This window comes from Burkholderia sp. Ap-955 (assembly GCF_011753045.1).
Taxonomy (GTDB): Bacteria; Pseudomonadota; Gammaproteobacteria; order Burkholderiales; family Burkholderiaceae; genus Burkholderia; species Burkholderia lata_D.
Genome location: NZ_VWWH01000031.1, coordinates 50,279 through 68,416, shown reverse-complemented (window position 1 = coordinate 68,416; position 18,138 = coordinate 50,279). Strand labels below are relative to the sequence as shown.

16 protein-coding genes, 1 pseudogene and 1 riboswitch are annotated in these 18,138 nt (G+C 66.0%); of the genes and pseudogenes, 4 read left to right on the top strand and 13 right to left on the bottom strand.

The features are described 5' to 3' along the window. The 3 genes and pseudogenes from glyA to F3J15_RS18390 form a co-directional block, all read right to left on the bottom strand. A pseudogene (gene glyA, locus F3J15_RS18400) lies at positions 1-418 on the bottom strand (serine hydroxymethyltransferase); the annotation flags it as partial. A 243-nt stretch (positions 419-661) separates the two neighbouring features. Beyond that, entirely contained in the window at positions 662-1,441 is a 780-nt protein-coding gene (locus tag F3J15_RS18395; protein WP_089453798.1) for an SDR family oxidoreductase, read from the bottom strand. Positions 1,442-1,474: 33 nt separating this feature from the next. Further along, on the bottom strand, positions 1,475-2,722 hold the full coding sequence (locus F3J15_RS18390) for a D-arabinono-1,4-lactone oxidase (RefSeq protein ID WP_166893240.1): 1,248 nt from the start codon (positions 2,720-2,722) through the stop codon (positions 1,475-1,477). A gap of 178 nt (positions 2,723-2,900) precedes the next feature. On the opposite strand from F3J15_RS18390, the gene F3J15_RS18385 reads away from it, so the two are divergent. Beyond that, positions 2,901-3,905, top strand: a complete 1,005-nt coding sequence (locus tag F3J15_RS18385) for a helix-turn-helix domain-containing protein (RefSeq protein WP_166893238.1) — start codon at positions 2,901-2,903, stop codon at positions 3,903-3,905. Between the two features lie 80 nt (positions 3,906-3,985). On the opposite strand, the gene F3J15_RS18380 is transcribed toward F3J15_RS18385, so the two are convergent. The 10 genes from F3J15_RS18380 to F3J15_RS18335 all read right to left on the bottom strand — a co-directional run bounded on the left by F3J15_RS18380 (position 3,986) and on the right by F3J15_RS18335 (position 14,369). Beyond that, entirely contained in the window at positions 3,986-4,417 is a 432-nt protein-coding gene (locus F3J15_RS18380; protein WP_069250688.1) for a 2-oxoglutarate dehydrogenase, read from the bottom strand. A 53-nt stretch (positions 4,418-4,470) separates the two neighbouring features. Further along, the gene (locus F3J15_RS18375) at positions 4,471-6,315 is read right to left on the bottom strand and encodes a peptidase S10 (RefSeq protein ID WP_166893236.1); all 1,845 of its coding nucleotides are present in this window, start codon (positions 6,313-6,315) and stop codon (positions 4,471-4,473) included. 709 nt (positions 6,316-7,024) lie between these two features. Continuing rightward, positions 7,025-8,839 carry an ExeM/NucH family extracellular endonuclease gene (locus tag F3J15_RS18370; RefSeq protein WP_166893234.1) on the bottom strand — a complete coding sequence of 605 codons (1,815 nt, stop codon included), beginning with the start codon at positions 8,837-8,839 and terminating at the stop codon, positions 7,025-7,027. 221 nt (positions 8,840-9,060) lie between these two features. Beyond that, a complete protein-coding gene (locus F3J15_RS18365; protein ID WP_166893232.1) occupies positions 9,061-10,002 on the bottom strand; it encodes a CopD family protein in 942 nt (313 codons plus the stop codon). After that, positions 9,999-10,379, bottom strand: a complete 381-nt coding sequence (gene copC, locus F3J15_RS18360) for a copper homeostasis periplasmic binding protein CopC (protein ID WP_166893230.1) — start codon at positions 10,377-10,379, stop codon at positions 9,999-10,001. The genes F3J15_RS18365 and copC overlap by 4 nt, the downstream gene beginning before the upstream one ends. Positions 10,380-10,393: 14 nt before the next feature. Next, a complete protein-coding gene (locus F3J15_RS18355) occupies positions 10,394-10,741 on the bottom strand; it encodes a copper-binding protein (protein ID WP_166893228.1) in 348 nt (115 codons plus the stop codon). 67 nt (positions 10,742-10,808) lie between these two features. Further along, on the bottom strand, positions 10,809-12,104 hold the full coding sequence (locus F3J15_RS18350) for a copper oxidase (protein ID WP_166893226.1): 1,296 nt from the start codon (positions 12,102-12,104) through the stop codon (positions 10,809-10,811). A 1-nt stretch (position 12,105) separates the two neighbouring features. Next, a complete protein-coding gene (locus tag F3J15_RS18345; protein ID WP_166893224.1) occupies positions 12,106-13,602 on the bottom strand; it encodes a TolC family protein in 1,497 nt (498 codons plus the stop codon). Then, complete coding sequence (locus F3J15_RS18340; protein WP_166893222.1) at positions 13,599-13,880, bottom strand: hypothetical protein; 282 nt, start codon at positions 13,878-13,880, stop codon at positions 13,599-13,601. The genes F3J15_RS18345 and F3J15_RS18340 overlap by 4 nt, the downstream gene beginning before the upstream one ends. 90 nt (positions 13,881-13,970) lie before the next feature. After that, the gene (locus tag F3J15_RS18335) at positions 13,971-14,369 is read right to left on the bottom strand and encodes a hypothetical protein (RefSeq protein ID WP_166893220.1); all 399 of its coding nucleotides are present in this window, start codon (positions 14,367-14,369) and stop codon (positions 13,971-13,973) included. A gap of 244 nt (positions 14,370-14,613) precedes the next feature. Here F3J15_RS18335 and F3J15_RS18330 point away from each other — a divergent pair, with 244 nt between their 5' ends. From F3J15_RS18330 to F3J15_RS18320, 3 genes are all read left to right on the top strand, one after another. Further along, entirely contained in the window at positions 14,614-15,285 is a 672-nt protein-coding gene (locus tag F3J15_RS18330; RefSeq protein ID WP_069250678.1) for a heavy metal response regulator transcription factor, read from the top strand. Next, positions 15,282-16,700, top strand: a complete 1,419-nt coding sequence (locus tag F3J15_RS18325; protein ID WP_166893217.1) for a heavy metal sensor histidine kinase — start codon at positions 15,282-15,284, stop codon at positions 16,698-16,700. Before F3J15_RS18330 ends, F3J15_RS18325 begins: the two co-directional genes overlap by 4 nt. 156 nt (positions 16,701-16,856) lie before the next feature. Further along, positions 16,857-17,031, top strand: a riboswitch (yybP-ykoY riboswitch). A gap of 74 nt (positions 17,032-17,105) precedes the next feature. Continuing rightward, positions 17,106-18,116: a sodium:calcium antiporter gene (locus F3J15_RS18320; RefSeq protein ID WP_089447007.1), complete on the top strand. Its 1,011-nt coding sequence runs from the start codon at positions 17,106-17,108 to the stop codon at positions 18,114-18,116. Positions 18,117-18,138: the final 22 nt, after the last annotated feature.

Here is an 18,138-nt window from a genome sequence, read left to right as displayed (position 1 = left end):
ACTTGCCCGACATGTTCACGGGCGAGCCGTGCGTCAGGTGGCCGCCATGCGCGAGGCTCATGCCCATGATCGTGTCGCCCGGCTTGAGCATCGCGAAGAACACGCCCTGGTTCGCCTGCGAACCCGAGTTCGGCTGCACGTTCGCGGCTTCCGCGCCGAACAGCTGCTTCACGCGGTCGATCGCCAGTTGCTCGACCACATCGACGTATTCGCAGCCGCCGTAGTAGCGCTTGCCCGGATAGCCTTCCGCGTACTTGTTCGTGAGTTGCGAACCCTGTGCGGCCATCACCGCCGGGCTCGTGTAGTTTTCCGACGCGATCAGCTCGATGTGATCTTCCTGGCGGCGGTTTTCCTGCTCGATCGCGGCAAAAAGTTCCGGATCGACGTTGGCAACGGTGCTGGTGGAGCGGTTGAACATGATGATTAACCAGTTGGGAGTGAATGACTGACCGCGGCTTGCCGGCTGCATGGTGTTTCGGCCTTCGCATTCCATCAGACGCGCCTCCGTTCAGCTAGAAGGATTCCGACATTCCGCTAGGACACACCGCGCGCCGCGCACGCAAAAAAAATCGAAGGGTCGCATCGCTGCGACACCTTCGACGGAACGTGCCGGCCGGGCGGGCTTGGCGCCTGCCCTTCCGCTTCTTGCGAAAACCGGTAATCAGACGGCGGAGAAACAGTTGTCGACGAACAGGTGCGTGCCGTTGACGAAACTCGACTCGTCGGAAGCGAGGAACAGCGCGGCGGCCGCGACTTCCGACGGCTCGCACAGGCGGCCTTGCTGGACTGCGATCGCCGCCTCGGTCGCGTCGACGCCCATCGCCTGCAGGTCCTTCAGTTCGCGCATCCCGTGCGGCGTGCGGATGAACCCCGGCGCGAGCGCATTGCATCGAATGCCGCGGTCGCGATACTCGACCGCTATCGCCCGGGCGAACATGTGGCATGCGCCCTTGGTCGCGTCATACAGCACCTCGCCCGGCGTCGCGCACACCGCGGAAATCGACGACGTGCAGACGATGCTGCCTCGCCCCTTCTCCAGCATCTGCGGCAACACCGCTTGCGTCATCAGGAACATGCTCTTCACGTTCACGCCCATCAGCCAATCCCACTCCGACTCCTCGATGTCGAGGAACGGTTTGACGATCAGCGTGCCGGCGTGATTGAACAGGATGTCCGCGTTGCCGTACTGCTCCCGCGCGGCGCTCACGGCCTGCTGGACTTCGGCCTGTTTCGACACGTCGGCGCCAAGGCCGATCGCCTGCAGGCCCGCGTCGCGCAGCCGCGACGCAAGCGTTTCGGCGGCGTCGCCGTCGCGGTCGATGATCGCGACCTTCGCGCCCTGGGCGGCAAATAGTTCGGACGCCGCGCCGCCGCAGCCGCCGGCGCCGCCGCTCACGATGGCGACCTTGCCGGCCAGGCGGCCGTCAATCTTGACATTCATGTTTCCTTCTCCAGTCTGGTTCGTTCGGTCTGCTCAACTGAACAGCGTCCGCAGGTGATCGTTGAGGAAATAGCCCTCGGGGTCCACGCTGCGGCGCAGCGCGCGGAACGCTTCGGCCTTGGGGAACCAGCGATCGACGTCCTCGCGGTTCGTGAAATGCAGCTTGCCCCAGTGAGGACGCGAGCCGTAGTCGCGCAGGATCGTGTCGACGTCCTTCAGGAACGGCCAGTAGTCGATGCCGTTCGGGCCGCCCGAGCATGAGATCGTGACGCTGTCCTGGTGATTGAACGGGCTGATCCACGCCGGGTCGCCCTTCGTGAAGCGGTACTCGACCGGGAAAATGCAGTCGCGGTGTTTCGTGAGGATCAGCTCGCGCACCCGGCGCAGCGCTTCCTTGCCGTGTTGCGCGGGCACCGCGTACTCGAGTTCGTGGAAGTTCGGCACGTAGTGGATCGCGTACACCTCGGAGCTGTAGGCAATCTTCTCGTGCTCGCCTTCATGGAACGTGCGCGCGTCGGTGATATCCATCACCTTGATCTCGCACACGTCGTAGTCCTTCTTCGAGTTCGACACCTTCGTGGTATCGGGCAGGCAGTAGAGATCGCGGCTGGCCGACGTCGGGCACCAGAAGAAACCGAAATGCCGGTGCTTCGCGGCCAGGTCGTCGTATTGCTCCATCAGCGTGTCGAAGTCCTCGCGCCACACGCGGTCATGCAGCCAGAACGCATCGGTCACCTGCAGCGTGATCTCCGACACCACGCCGAACATCCCGATGTTCACCTGCGTCGCATGCAACAGGTCGAGGTCCTGCCGGTCGCTCACCTTCATGATCGAGCCGTCCGGGCGCACGATGCGCATCCCGACGACCTGCGACGACAGGTTGCCGAGCGTCGTCCCCGTGCCGTGCGTGCCGGTGGCCAGCGCGCCGGCAATCGCCTGCGAATCGATGTCGCCCTGGTTGACGAGCGACAGGCCGCGTTCCTTCAGGTGGCGCGTCACCGCATTGATTTTGGTGCCGGCCTTCACGGTCACGCGCTTGCGCGCTTCGTCGACATCCACGATGCCCTGGTAGTCCTGCAGCGACAGCAGCAGGCCGCTGGTGGCCACGACGGGCGTGAACGAGTGCCCCGACCCCGCGCACCGCACGTGCTTGCCTTGCCGCGTCGCGGCATGCACCAGTGCCGCGATCTCGGCCTCGCTGGTCGGCGCGGCCAGGTGTGCGGCCACGCACGACTGATTGCCGACCCAGTTTCTCCAGAATCCGCCACGGGGAAGTTCCATCACCGTCTCTCCAGCGTCGTATTGGTGCCAAAGATAGGGTGCCGAAAGGTTTTCCACTATCGGATTTCGGCAAAGTCAGGGTTTTGACGAGGCGACGCCCGTCCGGCGCTTTTTGACCGGCGCGGCGGGCGGCTACAATGAATCGATCCGGCCCGCCCGTTCCCGCCCTCCGCCCTCGATGACGCCGTCTGCCCACCCGAGCGATTTCTCCGGCGACCCGCTGTTCGCGCGAACGGTCGCGTTCTGCGCGTTCACCGACGTGGCGGAACAGGCGCGCGCGTTCGACGGCTGGAACATGAACTACACGCAGATCTCCGGCGGGCGGTTTCACGGCTCGTCGTCGATCATGTCGCTGGGCGGCATCAAGCTGCTGGTCGAGGATCTCGACAAGGTCATCCTGCAGCAAGGCGCGGTGCCGACGGAGCGGATCGCCGTGGCCGTGCCGCTGGAACTGGAAGGCCACGCGCGCCTGTGCGGCGAGAAGAGCGGGCGCGACAGCCTGCATGTGTTCTCGAGCCAGCCGGCATTCGAGTTCTATTCGCCCGACCGCCATCTGCTCGTGAACGTCGAAATCGAGCCGGAGAAACTGTCGACGCAGGCGCTGCGCACGGTGGCCACGTCGCTGCGCGCCCAAACCCACGCGCCGGTGATCCCGATGGCGACCGGTGTGGCAGACCATCTGCGCGACCTGCTGCGCCAGACACTGGCCGCCGCCGTCAACACCACGCGCATCGACGACGTGACGACGCAGGACAGGATCGAACTGCTCGAACGCACCGTGCTGTACGCGATCTCGGAAGTGATGACGGCCGCCACGCCGGACGCCGGCGCACAGATCGTGCGCCCGACGAAGTACTGGTCGCTGGTCAATGCGGTGCGGGAGCGGCTTCAGGATGCATCGACCTGCCCGCTGTCGATCGCCGAGCTGTGCGTGGAACTCGGCGTCAGCCGGCGCACCGCGCAATACGCGTTCCAGGACACGTTGAACCTGAACCCGATCGCTTACTTGCGGGCCGTACGGCTGAATCACGTGCGCCGCGAGCTTCGGCTCGGCGACTCCGTGACGACCGCCGCCACCAAATGGGGCTTCTGGCACCTGAGCAGTTTTGCGCACGACTATCGCGCGATGTTCGGCGAACTGCCGTCGGCCACCGCGAAGCGCTACGCGCGCCAGGCCCTCTAGCGCCTGTCGTTCACGCTGTCGTTCACCTTCCGGCGGCCGATGCGAAGGCGTCCGCACCGGCCGCCGCCCTGCCTGCTACGTCACTCGTCCTGCTGTTCCTGCTGCGCCTGCACCTGCCGCTGCTGGATGAACTGCCGTACATCGCTCATCGTCACGCGGCCGGTGTGCTTCGCATCGATCTCGTCGAAGTGCTTCGACACGAAGCCGAGACCGCTGCTCTGCGCCTGCGCCTTCGTCACGGCCGCGCCGTTGCTCAGCACCGTATTGGCGCCGAGCCGCGCATCGACACGCTGCTGCGCCTGCTGCTGCAGCGTCGCGCCGGTCGACGGCAACACCGGCGCCGCTTTCGTGGCAGGAAAGAACGGACCGTCGACACCGCGCCCGCCGTGCGGCAGCTTCACCGGCGCCACCGCCTGTGGCGGCAACGCGTAGGCACTGCTCATCACGGCACCGAGGACGATCAACGGAGACATACGCCGCATCAATTTGATTAGGGACATGATCACTCGCATTCAATGGATGAATAGAGGGTTCCTTTGACAAGGAGTCCGTCGCTCAGGGTCGCTCACGGGGCCGCTGCCAGCGTCGTCCCGGCGGTTGCGCCCGGGACGCTGCCGGTCGGTACGCTCGGCGGGTTTTCATCCGGCCACGGCGGCGGCAGCATGTGCAGCGTCAGCGCCGTCGGAATCCGCGCACCCTTGTAGAACGTCTTCAGGTCGCGCTTCATCTGCGGACGGGCGACGTCGTCCAGGTAGGTCATGTGGCCGCCCTGGAAGAAGTTCACCTGCAGCTTCGGATTCAGGCCCTTCACCGTCTGCAGCCGCGCGAGTTGCTTCTCGGTGTTGAAGAACGGCGTCGCGAGATCGTGGAAGCCGTTCTCCGCGAGCACGCGAAGCTTCGGGTTGAGCTGCAGCGCACCGAGCAGATCGGGGATCGTGTCGGGCATCGGCTGGCCGTCGTGCGTGAAGTCCCAGACGCCGATGATGTTGTCGTTCAGCGGCAGGTACGTCGCGTTCGGTGCGGTGTAGCCGAGGTAATCCGGCATCTGCGTCGCGAGCGCGTTCGTGAACGGCTGCGAAATCAGGATGTCGGACGGGTCGCCGTCGTTCTGCAGGCGCGGATCGGAATTCGGCAACGACACGCGTCCGTCATACCGGCCGATCGTCGTCCCGGGCAGCAGGCTCGTGCCGAACGGATTCGCGTTGAAGTAGCCGCGCAGCGCCTGTTGCGTGAGGCTCGACGGGATCGACCACAGCTTGAGCGTCGCATCGCTCGGGAACACCGGCGTGCCGAGCGCATCCGGAATGCCGAGCTGGCTCAACACCCACGACTGCGAGTACTTCTGCAGCTGGTTGTAGATCAGCGTCGTGAACAGTTCCGTCTGCAGTGCGTACAGATCCGGGTTCACCGGTGCCGGCGAAACCTGGTTGAAGTACGCCGCGACCGCCGCATAGCCCGGCAGGTAGCCGGCCACGGTATCGGTTTCGAGCAGCAGCCCCTCCGTCGACTGCGTGATCGCGACGGCTTCCACCGCATCCGCGAAGTAATTCAGGATCGCCGACTGCAGCACGATGCCCGTCAGGTGCACGCCGGCCGATTCGAGCGCCAGCGCGAGCATGTCGGTACGCGGCGTGCCGTACGATTCGCCGTACAGGTAGATCGGCGACGTGCCGCGGCTGTTGACGTTCAGGTAGCGCTGGATGAAGTCGCGCATGATGTTCACGTCCGCGTCGGAACCCCAGTACTTTTGGTTGGTGTTCGGCAACACGGCTTCCGACAGCCCGGTGCCGGGCGGGTCGATGAACACGAGGTCGGTGGTGTCGATCAGGCTTTCGGCGTTGTCGACGAGCGGATAGTTCGGCCAGTTGCTGCCGAACAGCGGATCGGGCGTGGCCACGCGGGTCGGCGCGAACGAGCCGAGCCGCAGCCAGATCGACGACGAGCCGGGCCCGCCGTTATAGACGAACGTGACGGGGCGCGGCTTGCCGTTCGTGCTCGGCGCGGTGTACGCGACATACGACATCGACGCTTCCGCATTGCCGTTCGCGTCCTGCGCGGTCAGGTGGCCGGTGGTCGTCGTGTAGTTGACGGTCGTGCCGCCGTTTTTCCACTGGTAATGCATGACGGCGGCTTTCTCGGACACTTGCCCGGGGGCCAGGCCGTCGGTCGCATTCATCGAATACGCGACCGGGTCGACGTACGGCTGGTTGGCCGGCGTCTGGCCGGCCGCCTGTTGCGCGCCGGCCTGCTGGCTGGCGGTGGCCTGCGCGAGGCTCGACGCACCGACGGACGACGAATCGTCGCCGCCGCATGCCGCGAGCGCCAGTGTCATGACGGTCAATGCACCTAGCCCGGTCAACCGGCCGTGACGGCCACGGCGGCTGCCGGTACAGCTCCTGTCTGGTTTCATCTCTGTCCTTTGATTCGAATACCGCTTCACAAAGGCCGCCAACGCCTGCGAAACGCGCAGGCCGACCCGCCACTCGCGTTGCACGGTCGGCAGTCGGCGGTTGGGGATTGGACTTCTAAGAGACTGAACTTGATACAGACACAGCAAACTGCTCGCGAGAATGGTGCTCGGACGCCCCCTGCAGTTTGGACAACTTTTATATGACCCAAATTTACGACAACACAAAAATAGGCGGTGCTGCGCCGCGTTGTCAAAGATCATTCGGATATTAAAAATCCCGCAATGATGCTAACGGCGGACAGTGTCTGGAAATTGAAAGAAAGCGGGATTATTCGCGCATTGCGCGCGCTATCGACAATAATCCGCCGAATCTGCCGCTTTTGTCGCACAACCGGCAATCCTTTACCGGCGTTTGCGTTGCGCCTCGGAAGCCTTCAAATCACCGGAATTACTCTTTCATTTTAATTATCCGGGATCGATTAATTCAGCATGACGGCACGCATGGCCCGCCATTCAATGATTCAAGTCACTTCAACCATTGTTCAATCGATACGCTTATCCGCACCGCGACATCCATAAAATACCGATTTCTCCAATTCTCAAAAATCAGCGGAATTATTTACCCTTTCTCCTGCCGGCCCTTCCGGTCGGGATGAAGCGCGACATGCAGCCTCACGCACGCCGCGCTTCTTCCGCATTCAATCCGCCATTACTTTCCGCCGCCCGGCAGCGCGATATCGATCAGCACCGGATCGTGATCCGACGAGCGATACGCATCCGGTGCGTAGAACGTCTTCTGCTGCTCGGCCGACTTGTACGCGAGCGTGTACTGCAGCGCGAGCGGCTCGTCCGCGTTGATGTGCCATTCGTGCACGGCCTTTACGTGCGATGCGAGCGGCAGCGTCGCGAGCGCGTGATCGAGGTAGCCGGCTTCGCCGTTGTACACGTAGCTGTACGCATTCGCGCCGATCCAGCGCGCGACGAGGTTGCGGTAGCCGCGCGATTCGAGCGTACGGATCGGGTCTTCGTACGTGTAGCTGTTGAAGTCACCGATCAGCAGCACGCCCTGGCCTGCGACGCCCGTCGGGTTGCCGGCGAGCCAGTCGGCCACCTTCGCCGCCGCGCGCGTGCGCGTCGGGTTCCAGCAGCCCTGGCCGTCGCCCTGGTCGAGATCGTCGTTCGCGGCGTCCGGGCAGTTCTTCGACTTCAGGTGGTTGACCGCGATCGTCAGCGACTGCTTGTTGCCGTTGACCAGCCGGAACGACTGCGCGAGCGGCTGGCGGTTCTTGTCGTCGATCGCGAGCGTCGCCGCGCGGCCGACCGGTTCGACCTTGCGGCTGTCGTAGATCATCGCGACCGTGATCGCATCGCCGCCGAGGCGCGACACGCCCGGATCGACGACGCGCCACGGGTTGCCGAGCTTCGCCGCGAGCTGGCGCACGGCGCTCAGTTCGCCGTAGCCGTTGTTCTGGATTTCCATCAGGCCGATCACGTCGGCGTCGAGCGCCTTCAGCGCGCTGACGATCTTCGCTTCCTGGCGCTGGAATTCCTGGAAGTTCTTCGCGCCGCGGTTGTTCGGATCGTCGAAGCCGCCGCCGAGACCATTGCCGTTGAAGTAGTTCAGCACGTTGAACGACGCCACGCGCAGGTTCGATTTCGGATCGCGCGCCGGTGCATGGGTGCGCGGGTTCGTGCGCGCGTCGAATGCCGGCACGGCGGCGCCCGGCAGCGGCTGCACGCGCCATGCGCCGTAGCGCACTTCGAGCACGCCTTCGACGTCGCGCACCGTGTAGCCAGCGCGCAGCGTGTTCGCGGCCGACAGGCCCGGCGCCGGGTACGGCACGGTCGCGGGGTTCTGCTTGTTCGAGCCGTCGTCGAGGATCAGGCGGTTGCGTGCGTTCGCATCGATCTGTGTCTGCGCCTGGGCGGGCGGCACGACGCTCGTCGGCGTGCGCAGGCGGCCGTTGCTGAGCATCACGCTGCCGTAGCGGCCGAGCTCGTAGTTGTCGGTGACGTTCAGCGTCTGCGGCAGGCGCACGAGCATCCCTTCATACGCGGCGAACGCATTCGTGCTGTCGACCGGCAGCGTGAGCGTCGCGGGCGTGACGGTCTGGTTGTTCGCGCACACCGCGATCGCACCCGACTGCGTGAGCTGCGTCTGGCCGTACTTCTCCTCGACCTTGCCCGTCACGTGCACGAGGTCGCCCGCTTTCGCCCGCACCTTCGGCGCGTAGACGAACAGGCCTTCGGACACGCCCGGCTGGTTGCGGCGCTGCGCGTCGGCCTGCTGGACGAAGAAGCCGCCGAAACCGTCCGTGCCGCCGAAATCGGCGGTGACGACGGCTTCGATCGATACATTCTGGCCGGCGAGCGGCGACGGCGCGCCCGGACCCTGGATATCGGCGATCGGCGTCGTGCTGCCGCCGCAGTTCGGGCTGACGGGCGCGGCAGTGGCGGCGAAAACCGGCGCGGCGAGCGTCGGAAGCAGCAATAGCGGGGTAATGAGGCGAATTGTCGAGCGCATGACGGGGAATCCCGGTTGTGAGGGTGGCGAAAGCTTAGCGGCGCTCAATGACAGTTTTTGGTAATTGAAAGACAGGCGGATGTAATTGTCGTTATCACGCGGCGATCGCCGTCGAGCGTGCGTTTACGCCTGAAAGAGCGGGGAAATCGTCTGATGAAAATCCGCCGTGCACGAGGCGATTCCCCCGCGGGCCTTCGCTGCCGCGGCTCCGCGCCGCCGCGCTACACCGTGCCCGGCAACGCGCTCGACACGAGCACGGCCGCGACCGTCAGCACGCCGCCGAGCACCAGCGCCTCGATCCGCAACACTGTGCCGAACCGTTTCAGCGAGCCAACCGGTATCGCGGCGGCCGGATCCTTCAATGCAGCCAGCAACGTTGGCATCCCGAAGAAGCGGTTGTGTCCGCCGAGCGCCGCCGCGATCAACACGAGCGCGAGCTTCAACAGCAGGATCTGCCCGTACGCCGACGCGAGCAGATTGGCGGGCGTATCGACGCCGCGCCAGCCGTTGTACGCACCGGTCGCGAACAGCACGATCAATGCGTAGGTCGACGCATCGGATAGCGACTGCACGAACGATGCGCCGGTCGTGCGTTCGCTTGCGGGCATCGCGACAAGCCTCGGCATCACGCCGAATGCCGTCACGAGCACGAGCCCGACCCACGCGCTGATCGCCAGCAGATGCAGCCAGTCGATCCACACCGGCACGCTGAACAAGCCGGCATCCACCGGATGCCCGCCATTGCTGCGCGCGAGCGCGACGCAGGCGAGCGCGGCCCACATCGCGAACGGCAAGCGCATGTCGTTCGCATGCCTGACGAACGACAGCACCACAACGACGAGCATGAACACCGCACCGGCCAGCCACGCATGACCGAACCCGGTGCCCGCGAGCATCGAGCAGACGGCCGGCCCCGCTTCGAGCAACGACACCTCGCTCATCAGCGCGCAGTGCGCCCAGAACGCGGTAATGCTCGCGGCCAGCGATACGACGGACGCGATGCGCAGCGTCGCGGCGAGCCGCCGCCCGATGCCGTGCTGCCACGCGGACGCGCCGCGCGCGAGCCAGTGGCGGCCGAGCAGCGCGCCGACGACGACGGCGAACCCGGCGTTCTGGAGCGCCACCGACACGAGCCGCAGGAGACCGATGAAGCCGTCGTTCACCCCTTCACCCTGAACGTATAGGTGCCCTTCGTGCGATGCGCGTCGGCCGTCATCGCCGCCCACTGCACCGTGTACGCGCCGGGCGCGAGCTTCGGCATCGCGAGCGTCATCACGCGCGGGTTCGCTGCATCGACCTTCGCTTTGTCCTGCGTGACGGCATTGCCGTTCGCGTCCGACACCTTCACCGAGCTGAACGCCGGTTCGAGGTCTTCGTTGAACGTGAGCCGCAACATGTCGGGCGCGGTGTCGACCGTGCTGCCCGTCGCCGGTGCGGCGCTTTCCAGCTTGCCGTGCGCGGATGCCGCAACCGGGGCGGCGGCGAGCATCGCACCGGTCGCGACGATCGCGGCCAGCCGCGTGAGGTTCGTGATCTTCATGTGCACGCTCCGCGTCACGGCTTCTTCAGTTCGACGACGGTCAGCGCACCGTCCACGTCTTCCGCGACGAAGTCGATCTTGTCGCCCGCTTTCACCTGCGACAGCATCGCCGGGTCCTTCACCTTGAACACCATCGTCATCGCGTCCATCCCGAGGTTGTCCAGCGGGCCGTGCTTGATCGTCAGCTTGCCGGCGGCCGTGTCGACCTTGCGGATTTCGCCGTGCGACATGTCCTGCTTCGCCGCGGCTGCCTGCTTCGCGCCGCCGCTCATGTCCATGCCGGCCAAGTCGCCGGCCGCGTACGACGCCGCGGAAAACACCAATGCGCAACCCGCTGCCATCAAAATAAGTCCCTTCTTCATCGTGTCGACTCCCAGTGAATGAAACGAAACCGGCGGCCGCATGCACGCAGCCGCCGCATGCTGCTGCTCAGCCGTCCGGCAGTTCGCCGGTGTACTCGTATGCGACGGTGCCCTTCGGATGTTTGAACCAGCCCGGATCGCGATAGTCGTTACGGCCGAGCCCCTGCCGCACCTTGCAGACCGTGAACATGCCGCCCATCTCCAGCGGCCCGAACGGGCCCGTGCCCGTCATCATCGGCAGCGTGTTGTCGGGCAGCGGCATCTCCATGCCGCCCATCGCGCCGCCCGTGCTGCCCATCGCCATGTAGTCGGGCACGAGCTTGCCGATGCGTTTCGCGAGATCCTTCTGCGGCACGCCGATCAGGTTCGGCACCTGGTGGCCCATCGCATTCATCGTGTGATGCGACTTGTGGCAATGGAACGCCCAGTCGCCCGGACGATCGGCGGTGAACTCGATCGCGCGCATCTGGCCCACCGCGACATCGGCCGTCACTTCCGGCCAGCGCGCGGCCGGCGGAATCCAGCCGCCGTCGGTGCCCGCGACTTCGAAGCTGTAGCCGTGCAGATGGATCGGATGGTTCGTCATCGTCAGGTTGCCGAAACGAATCCGCACGCGGTCGCCCGCGCGCACCGGCAGCGGATCGATGCCCGGGAACACACGCGAGTTGAAGGTCCACATGTTGAAGTCGGTCATCTCGTTCACGCGCGGCGTGTAGCTGCCCGGATCGATGTCGTACGCGGCGAGCAGGAACACGAAATCGCGATCGACCGGCATCGTGCCGCGATCCTTCGGATGCACGATGAACATGCCCATCATCCCCATCGCCATCTGCACCATCTCGTCGGCATGCGGGTGATACATGAACGTGCCGTGCGCCTCCAGCTGGAACTCGTAGACGAAGGTCTTGCCGGGCGGGATATGCGGCTGCGTGAGGCCGCCGACGCCGTCCATCCCGTTCGGCAGCCGCAGCCCGTGCCAGTGGATCGTCGTGTGCTCGGGCAGCCGGTTGGTCACGAAGATGCGCACCTTGTCGCCTTCGACGGCCTCGATCGTCGGGCCCGGCGACTGGCCGTTGTAGCCCCACAGGTTCGCGTTCATGCCGGGCGCCATCTCGCGCACGACGGGCTCGGCCGTCAGGTGGAATTCCTTCCAGCCGTTCTTCATCCGCCACGGCAGCGTCCAGCCGTTCAGCGTCGCGACGGGCGTGTAGGGGCGGCCGTTCGGCGGCACGAGCGGCGGTTGCGTAGCCGTTTTCGCCATCGTGGGCGCTTCGGGCAGCGACGCGGCGCCGGCCTTGCTGACCATCGCGGCGCCTAGCAGCGCGGCACCCGAGCCGCTGAGAAATTGTCGACGGGACACCATGTCAATGACCTTCCGGATGCGGTTGCGTCGCGGGCGCCGGTTGCGCCGCGGGGGTGGATGCCGGCTGCGGCGCAGCGTCGGCGTTTGAAGTGGCTTCGGGTTGGGTGGATGGCGTCGCGCGCGGCGTGGCACCGTCGGACGGCAGCCGCCCTCCGACGGCCATCTGCAGATCGGTTTCGGCGAGCCAGTAGTCCTTCAGTGCATCGATGTAGCCGTTGACCGCGCCGACTTGTTCGCGCGCATCGGCGAGCAGCTCGAACACGCTCGCGAGCATCCCGTTGTAGCGGAGCAGCAGCTCATCGGAGATCGTCTTGCGCAGCGGCACGACTTCGTCGCGATAGTGGGTCGCGACGTCGTAGCTCGTCACGTACGCCGCATACGACTCGCGCACTTCGGAACGCGCATCGATGGCCGTCTTCGCGAGCCGGTTCGCCGACTGCATGTAGACGGCCTCGGCCCGCGCGACCTTCGCGCCGCCCCAGTCGAACAGCGGGATCTCGACGCTGATCTCGTAGCCGTGCTCGTGACCCTTGCCGGTCTCGTAGTTGTTCACGTAACCGAGGTCGACCGCATTGACGAAGCGCGTCGCCTTGCTCAGGCCGAGCGACGACGCGACGCCCTGCGTCTGCAGCTTCGCGGCCTGGATGTCGAAGCGGTTGCTCATCGCGAACCGCTCGAGATCGGGCAGGTTCGGTCGCGCGTTCGGCAGGTCGGGCAAGCGCTCGGGCAGCGCGTATCGCGTGCGTTCGCCCCACAGGCCCATCGCACGCGTGAGCTTCTCGCGCGCGGCCACGGCCTGCTGGCGCGCCTTCGCGTGCTGCGCAACCGCATCGGCATGGAACGCCTGCTCGCGCGCGTAATCGAGGCGGCTGAAGTTGCCGGCCTGCCGCATCCGCAGCGCGAGTTCGGCAGCTGCGCTCCCGGCATCGCGCACCTGCTGCGCATAGTTCGCGGCCTGCTCGGCAGCGACGGCCTCGACGTACGCGCGACGTGCGTCGGCTGCGACCTTCAGCATCGCGTCGGCCGTTTCGAGCTTGGTTTGCTCGAAGCGGCGGCGTTCGATGTTCGTCGCGAGCGGCATCGTCAGCAGCGCGAACACGTTCGCCGAGAACGTGCGCCCGAGCGTCAGCTCGCCGTCGCCGGCACGGGTGCGGCTGAACGCGAAGCGCGGGTTCGGCAGCCGGCCGGCCTGGACGAGATCGGCTTCCGACAGCCCGAGCTCCGCATACGAAGCCTGCAGCCCGCGGTTGTTCAGCAGCGCGACCTGCACCGCGTCGTCCATCGACAGCGGCTTCGCAAGCAGTTCCTTCGTGCGCTTGTCGACGGCTTCGCGATCGGCGTCGGTCCTGACCACGACCGCGTCTTTCCCGATGCGCGCGGACGCAGCGGACGACACCGCGTCGAAGCCACCGTCCTTCGAAAACGTCGTGCAGCCCGCGAGGAAGGCCAGCACGGCCGCCGCTGCACCGATCCTCGGCGATATTGCAAGCATCGTCATCGCGCGGCGCCTCCGTGCTTCGAATGCGCGGCGCCGCTTCCGGCCGCGCCGCGCGTCGCACGGCCCTTCGCGGGCCGTTCCATCACGTCGCGGTTCAGTTGTTTCCAGCCCGGGCCTTCGTCGTCCCGATACGGCCGGTAGCCGTCGAATGCGGACGTCACGGTGTTATCCGGCACCGCCGCGGCGGCGTCCGCCGGATCGGGCAACGGGGTTTGCGCAGGCGCGAGCGACGGCACGAGGGCCGCCGCGCTCAACAGCGCCGCAATGATCAATCGCATGAATGGATCTCGTCTTGAGTCGTCCGGCGGGCGTGATGCCGCCGCCGGAGCGGATTGCAGAGCGCGGCCGGTCGGGGCCGCGGGCAGGGTCTAGACGAGAAGCCGGCGCGGCGGCCGGTCGATACCGCCGGTCAGGAACGACACGACGACCGGCGTTGGAGCGAAAGCGACGATCGCGATACCGATATCCGGCGCAACGGACATCGCGGGAAGATCCGCCATGCCGGCGCCGAGGCAGCAGGAACCGCATGCGGAACATGGCTGTGCATGTCGCGCATGATCGTCGTGCGCGTGCTCGTCCTTATGCTGGCCACCATGCGCGCTCGGCATCGCACGCGGCGCGACCGCGTCATCAGCGCGTGCTCCGTCTTCCGCGTGCGGCATTGCCACAACCGCACCCGCGCATACCATCGACACAGCCGCGAACGACTGGATCGGCAGGCTCAGCGCCAGCAGCACGACGACGAGGAATTTGCGCCAGTACGACATGGATGCGGAATCACGCAGGCAACGACCGGATGGGCCGGCGCAGCGCCGCGACGGCGCGCTCCGGGGACACGACGGCCGCAGCTTATCGCCGTCGCCGTGACGACGACATGGCCGAAACATGACCGGCGTTTCATGACAATTCCGTCATCCGGCGGTCATCCTTCGCGCACGCGCGGCGCCGTAAGCTCACGCGTTACACTGATCGGCTGGAATCACGGATGAATCACGGACAGCCTGCCTCACCATGCGGATACTGATAGTCGAAGACGAACCCAAGATGGCGTCGTACCTCCGGAAAGGGCTGATGGAGGCGAGCTACACGGTCGACGTCGCGGAAAACGGCAAGGACGGGCTGTTCCTCGCGCTGCACGAGGATTTCGATCTCGTCGTGCTCGACGTGATGCTGCCGGAAATGGATGGCTTCGAGGTGCTCAAGCGGCTGCGCGCGCAGAAGCAGACGCCCGTGCTGCTGCTCACGGCGCGCGAGGCGATCGAGGACAAGGTCGCCGGGCTCGAACTGGGCGCCGACGACTACCTGCTCAAGCCGTTCGCGTATGCCGAGTTCCTCGCGCGCATCCGCTCGCTGCTGCGGCGCGCGCCGCGCAACGTGCGCGACATCCTGCAGGTTGCCGATCTCGAAGTCGACCTGATCCGCCGCCGCGTGCGGCGCGCCGACACCCGCATCGACCTGACCGCGCAGGAATTCGCGCTGCTGCAGTTGCTCGCCGAACGCGAGGGGGAAGTGCTGACGCGCACCTTCATCACGTCGCAGATCTGGGACATGAATTTCGACAGCGACACGAACGTCGTCGATGCGGCGATCAAGCGCCTGCGCGCGAAGATCGACAACGCCTACGAGAAGAAGCTGATCCACACGATTCGTGGCATGGGCTACGTGCTCGAGGATCGTTCGTGACGCGCCGCCCTGGCGCGTATTCGCTGCTGCGGCGGCTGACGCTCGCGTTCGCCGTCGTCGCCGCGCTCGTGTTCGCGCTGACCGGCGCGTACCTGTATCGCTCACTGTCCGCCGAGCTGACGCGGCGCGACGACATCGAGATTTCCGGCAAGCTCAACCAGTTCCTGCAGCTTGCGCACGCGAGCGGCTCGATCGCCGCGCTGCGCGCCGATCCGGCCGTGTTTCACGAGGTGCTGCTGTCGCACCCGGGCGTGTATCTCGGCATCTACGATGCGCAGAACCGCGCGATCGTCGAGCATTCCGATGAAGCCGGCAATACGCTGGCGTCGATGATCGCGGCACCGCATCCGGCCGGCGCAACCGGCACCCCGTTCACGTGCGCGCCGCCGGGAATCGGCACGTCGCGCTGCGTCTACGCACGCGAAACGCTGCCGTCCGGCGATGCAATCCAGGTCGCGCTTGCCCGCACGGCGACCGATCGCCAGTCGCTGCTCGAAAGCTATCGCGTCGACATCTGGCTCGCGGCCGCCGTGGGTGCGCTGCTGGTCGGCGCGCTCGGCTATGCGGTTGCGTCGCGCGGCCTGCGCCCGGTCGAGAGTCTCGGCCGGCAGACGTCGCGCATCGAGGCACACAACCTGAACGCACGGCTCGACGCGCGCGGCGGCCCGGTCGAGTTGCATGAACTCGCGACCTCGGTCAACCGGATGCTCGACCGCCTCGAACGCGCATTCGTGCGGCTGTCGCAGTTCTCGTCCGATCTCGCGCACGACATGCGCACACCGCTCGCCAACGTGATCAGCGCGTCGCAGGTCACGCTGTCGCGCGCGCGCACGACCGAGGAATACGAAGCGTTGATCGATTCGAACATCGAGGAATGCGAACGGTTGCAGCGGATGATCGAGAACATGCTGTTTCTCGCGCGCACCGATAACGCACGGCAGCACCTGAAGACCACCGAGCTCGATGCGGGCAGCGAGCTGCGCCGGCTCGCATCGTATTTCCAGGCGCTGGCCGACGAAGCCGGCGTGCGGATCGACGTACACGGCGAAGCGCCGGTCGTCGCCGATGCGACGCTGTTCCGGCGCGCCGTCAGCAACCTCGTGTCGAATGCGCTCGAACATGCGGAAGCCGCGTCGACGATCGAGCTGGCGGTTTCCGCACAAGGCCGCTACGCGGTCGTCGAAGTCACGAATCGCGGCGCCGCGATTCCGCCCGAGCAGGTCGACAAGATCTTCGAACGCTTCTACCGCATCGATTCGTCGCGGCACGGCGCGGCGCGCAACGCGGGGCTCGGGCTCGCGATCGTGAAGTCGATCATGGAGTTGCATCGCGGCAAGGTCGAGGTCGCGAGCGGCGACGGGCGCACGACGTTCGCGCTTTATTTTCCGCGCGGCACGGCAGCGCAAGTCGGTTAGCGATTCTCATTCACGACACGTACGCCATACCCACGCCAACGCGTGCCGAATGCCCTCCGATGCGGCATGAGCGCCCGCCACGCGCGCGCCTTTCCTAACCCGATGCGTGGATATGCATCGGCAAGCTTGCCGAAAGCCATCCGCTCGACTAGACTGCCCTTCGTCTTTGGGGAGTAGCCTGCTTTCCGTCCCCGGAAAGCGATCGTGTCAACACACTCGGCCTGCGGCCGTGGCACGATCAGCCTGATTGGCCTGGCGAGACCATGGGCGCATCGCGTCGTTCCTGGTCGGACGTCGGCGGATGCGCCATGGTTTGTCAGCGTCCGACCACGGAGTCCCCATGTTCCCCACCGCCTTCTCCCCGCGTTTCGCCGCCGTCCGCGCGCATGCCTGCGGAGGTGCCGCATGACTTTCATGTTTGTCGAACTGGCGTTCATGCTCGTCGTCATCCTCATCGCCGCCGAGGTCTTCACCAATGCGCTCGAACACCTCGGCGAACGTCTGAAGATTTCCGAAGGCGTCACCGGTTCGCTGTTCGCCGCCGTCGGCACCGCGCTGCCCGAAACGATGGTGCCGCTACTCGCGCTCGCGGGCGGCACGGCGAACCAGGCCGTGAACGAGGAGATCGGCGTCGGCGCGATTCTCGGCGCGCCGCTGATGCTCGCGACGCTCACCACCTTCCTGATGACGCTCGCCGTGATCCGCTCGCGCGGGCTGCGCGGCACGATCGCGCCCGAACGCACGGGCTTCGTGCGCGACATGAACTACTTTCTCGCCGCGTTTTCGCTGGCCACCGCCGCGATGTTCGTCCCGCATCACAACGGGGCCGTGCGCGCGCTGCTCGCCGCGATGCTGGTGGGCATCTACGTGATGTATGTCGTGATGACGTTCCGGGCGTCGAACCAGCTCGTCGACGCCGGGCACGGCACCGAGGCGCCGCACACGATGTTCCTGGCGCGCCTGGGTGTGCCGACCAACCTCGCGACGATCGCGCTGCAACTGCTCCTCGGCGTCGCGCTGCTGGTCGGCGGGGCGAAGGGCTTCATTCACGGCGTGGAAGGTGTATCGCACGCGCTCGGCGTGTCGGCGCTGCTGCTGTCGCTGATCATCGTGCCGATCGCGACGGAACTGCCGGAGAAGGTCAACAGCGTGCTGTGGATCCGCCGCAGGAAGGACACGCTCGCGTTCGGCAACATCACCGGTGCAATGGTGTTCCAGGGCACGCTGCTGCCGGCGATCGGCATCATGCTGACGCCGTGGGAGCCGCGCCCCGAAGTGCTGACCGGCGTGATCATCACGCTCGCGGCGGCGGCGTGGCTGCGCGTCAATGCGCGCACGCGCGGGCTCGCGATCTGGGCGTTGCTCGCGAACGGCGCGGGGTATGCGGGGTATCTGTTCCTGACGCTGGCGCGCTGATCTTGCTCGACGGACTCAACGG

What these genes read in the sequence shown, in the direction of transcription:
- F3J15_RS18395 (WP_089453798.1), bottom strand. Translation starts at nt 1,441, where the DNA reads ATGAATGTCAAGATTGACGGCCGCCTGGCCGGCAAGGTCGCCATCGTG.
- F3J15_RS18390 (WP_166893240.1), bottom strand. Translation starts at nt 2,722, where the DNA reads ATGGAACTTCCCCGTGGCGGATTCTGGAGAAACTGGGTCGGCAATCAG.
- F3J15_RS18385 (WP_166893238.1), top strand. Translation starts at nt 2,901, where the DNA reads ATGACGCCGTCTGCCCACCCGAGCGATTTCTCCGGCGACCCGCTGTTC.
- F3J15_RS18380 (WP_069250688.1), bottom strand. Translation starts at nt 4,417, where the DNA reads ATGCGAGTGATCATGTCCCTAATCAAATTGATGCGGCGTATGTCTCCG.
- F3J15_RS18375 (WP_166893236.1), bottom strand. Translation starts at nt 6,315, where the DNA reads ATGAAACCAGACAGGAGCTGTACCGGCAGCCGCCGTGGCCGTCACGGC.
- F3J15_RS18370 (WP_166893234.1), bottom strand. Translation starts at nt 8,839, where the DNA reads ATGCGCTCGACAATTCGCCTCATTACCCCGCTATTGCTGCTTCCGACG.
- copC (WP_166893230.1), bottom strand. Translation starts at nt 10,379, where the DNA reads ATGAAGATCACGAACCTCACGCGGCTGGCCGCGATCGTCGCGACCGGT.
- F3J15_RS18355 (WP_166893228.1), bottom strand. Translation starts at nt 10,741, where the DNA reads ATGAAGAAGGGACTTATTTTGATGGCAGCGGGTTGCGCATTGGTGTTT.
- F3J15_RS18350 (WP_166893226.1), bottom strand. Translation starts at nt 12,104, where the DNA reads ATGGTGTCCCGTCGACAATTTCTCAGCGGCTCGGGTGCCGCGCTGCTA.
- F3J15_RS18345 (WP_166893224.1), bottom strand. Translation starts at nt 13,602, where the DNA reads ATGACGATGCTTGCAATATCGCCGAGGATCGGTGCAGCGGCGGCCGTG.
- F3J15_RS18340 (WP_166893222.1), bottom strand. Translation starts at nt 13,880, where the DNA reads ATGCGATTGATCATTGCGGCGCTGTTGAGCGCGGCGGCCCTCGTGCCG.
- F3J15_RS18335 (WP_166893220.1), bottom strand. Translation starts at nt 14,369, where the DNA reads ATGTCGTACTGGCGCAAATTCCTCGTCGTCGTGCTGCTGGCGCTGAGC.
- F3J15_RS18330 (WP_069250678.1), top strand. Translation starts at nt 14,614, where the DNA reads ATGCGGATACTGATAGTCGAAGACGAACCCAAGATGGCGTCGTACCTC.
- F3J15_RS18320 (WP_089447007.1), top strand. Translation starts at nt 17,106, where the DNA reads ATGACTTTCATGTTTGTCGAACTGGCGTTCATGCTCGTCGTCATCCTC.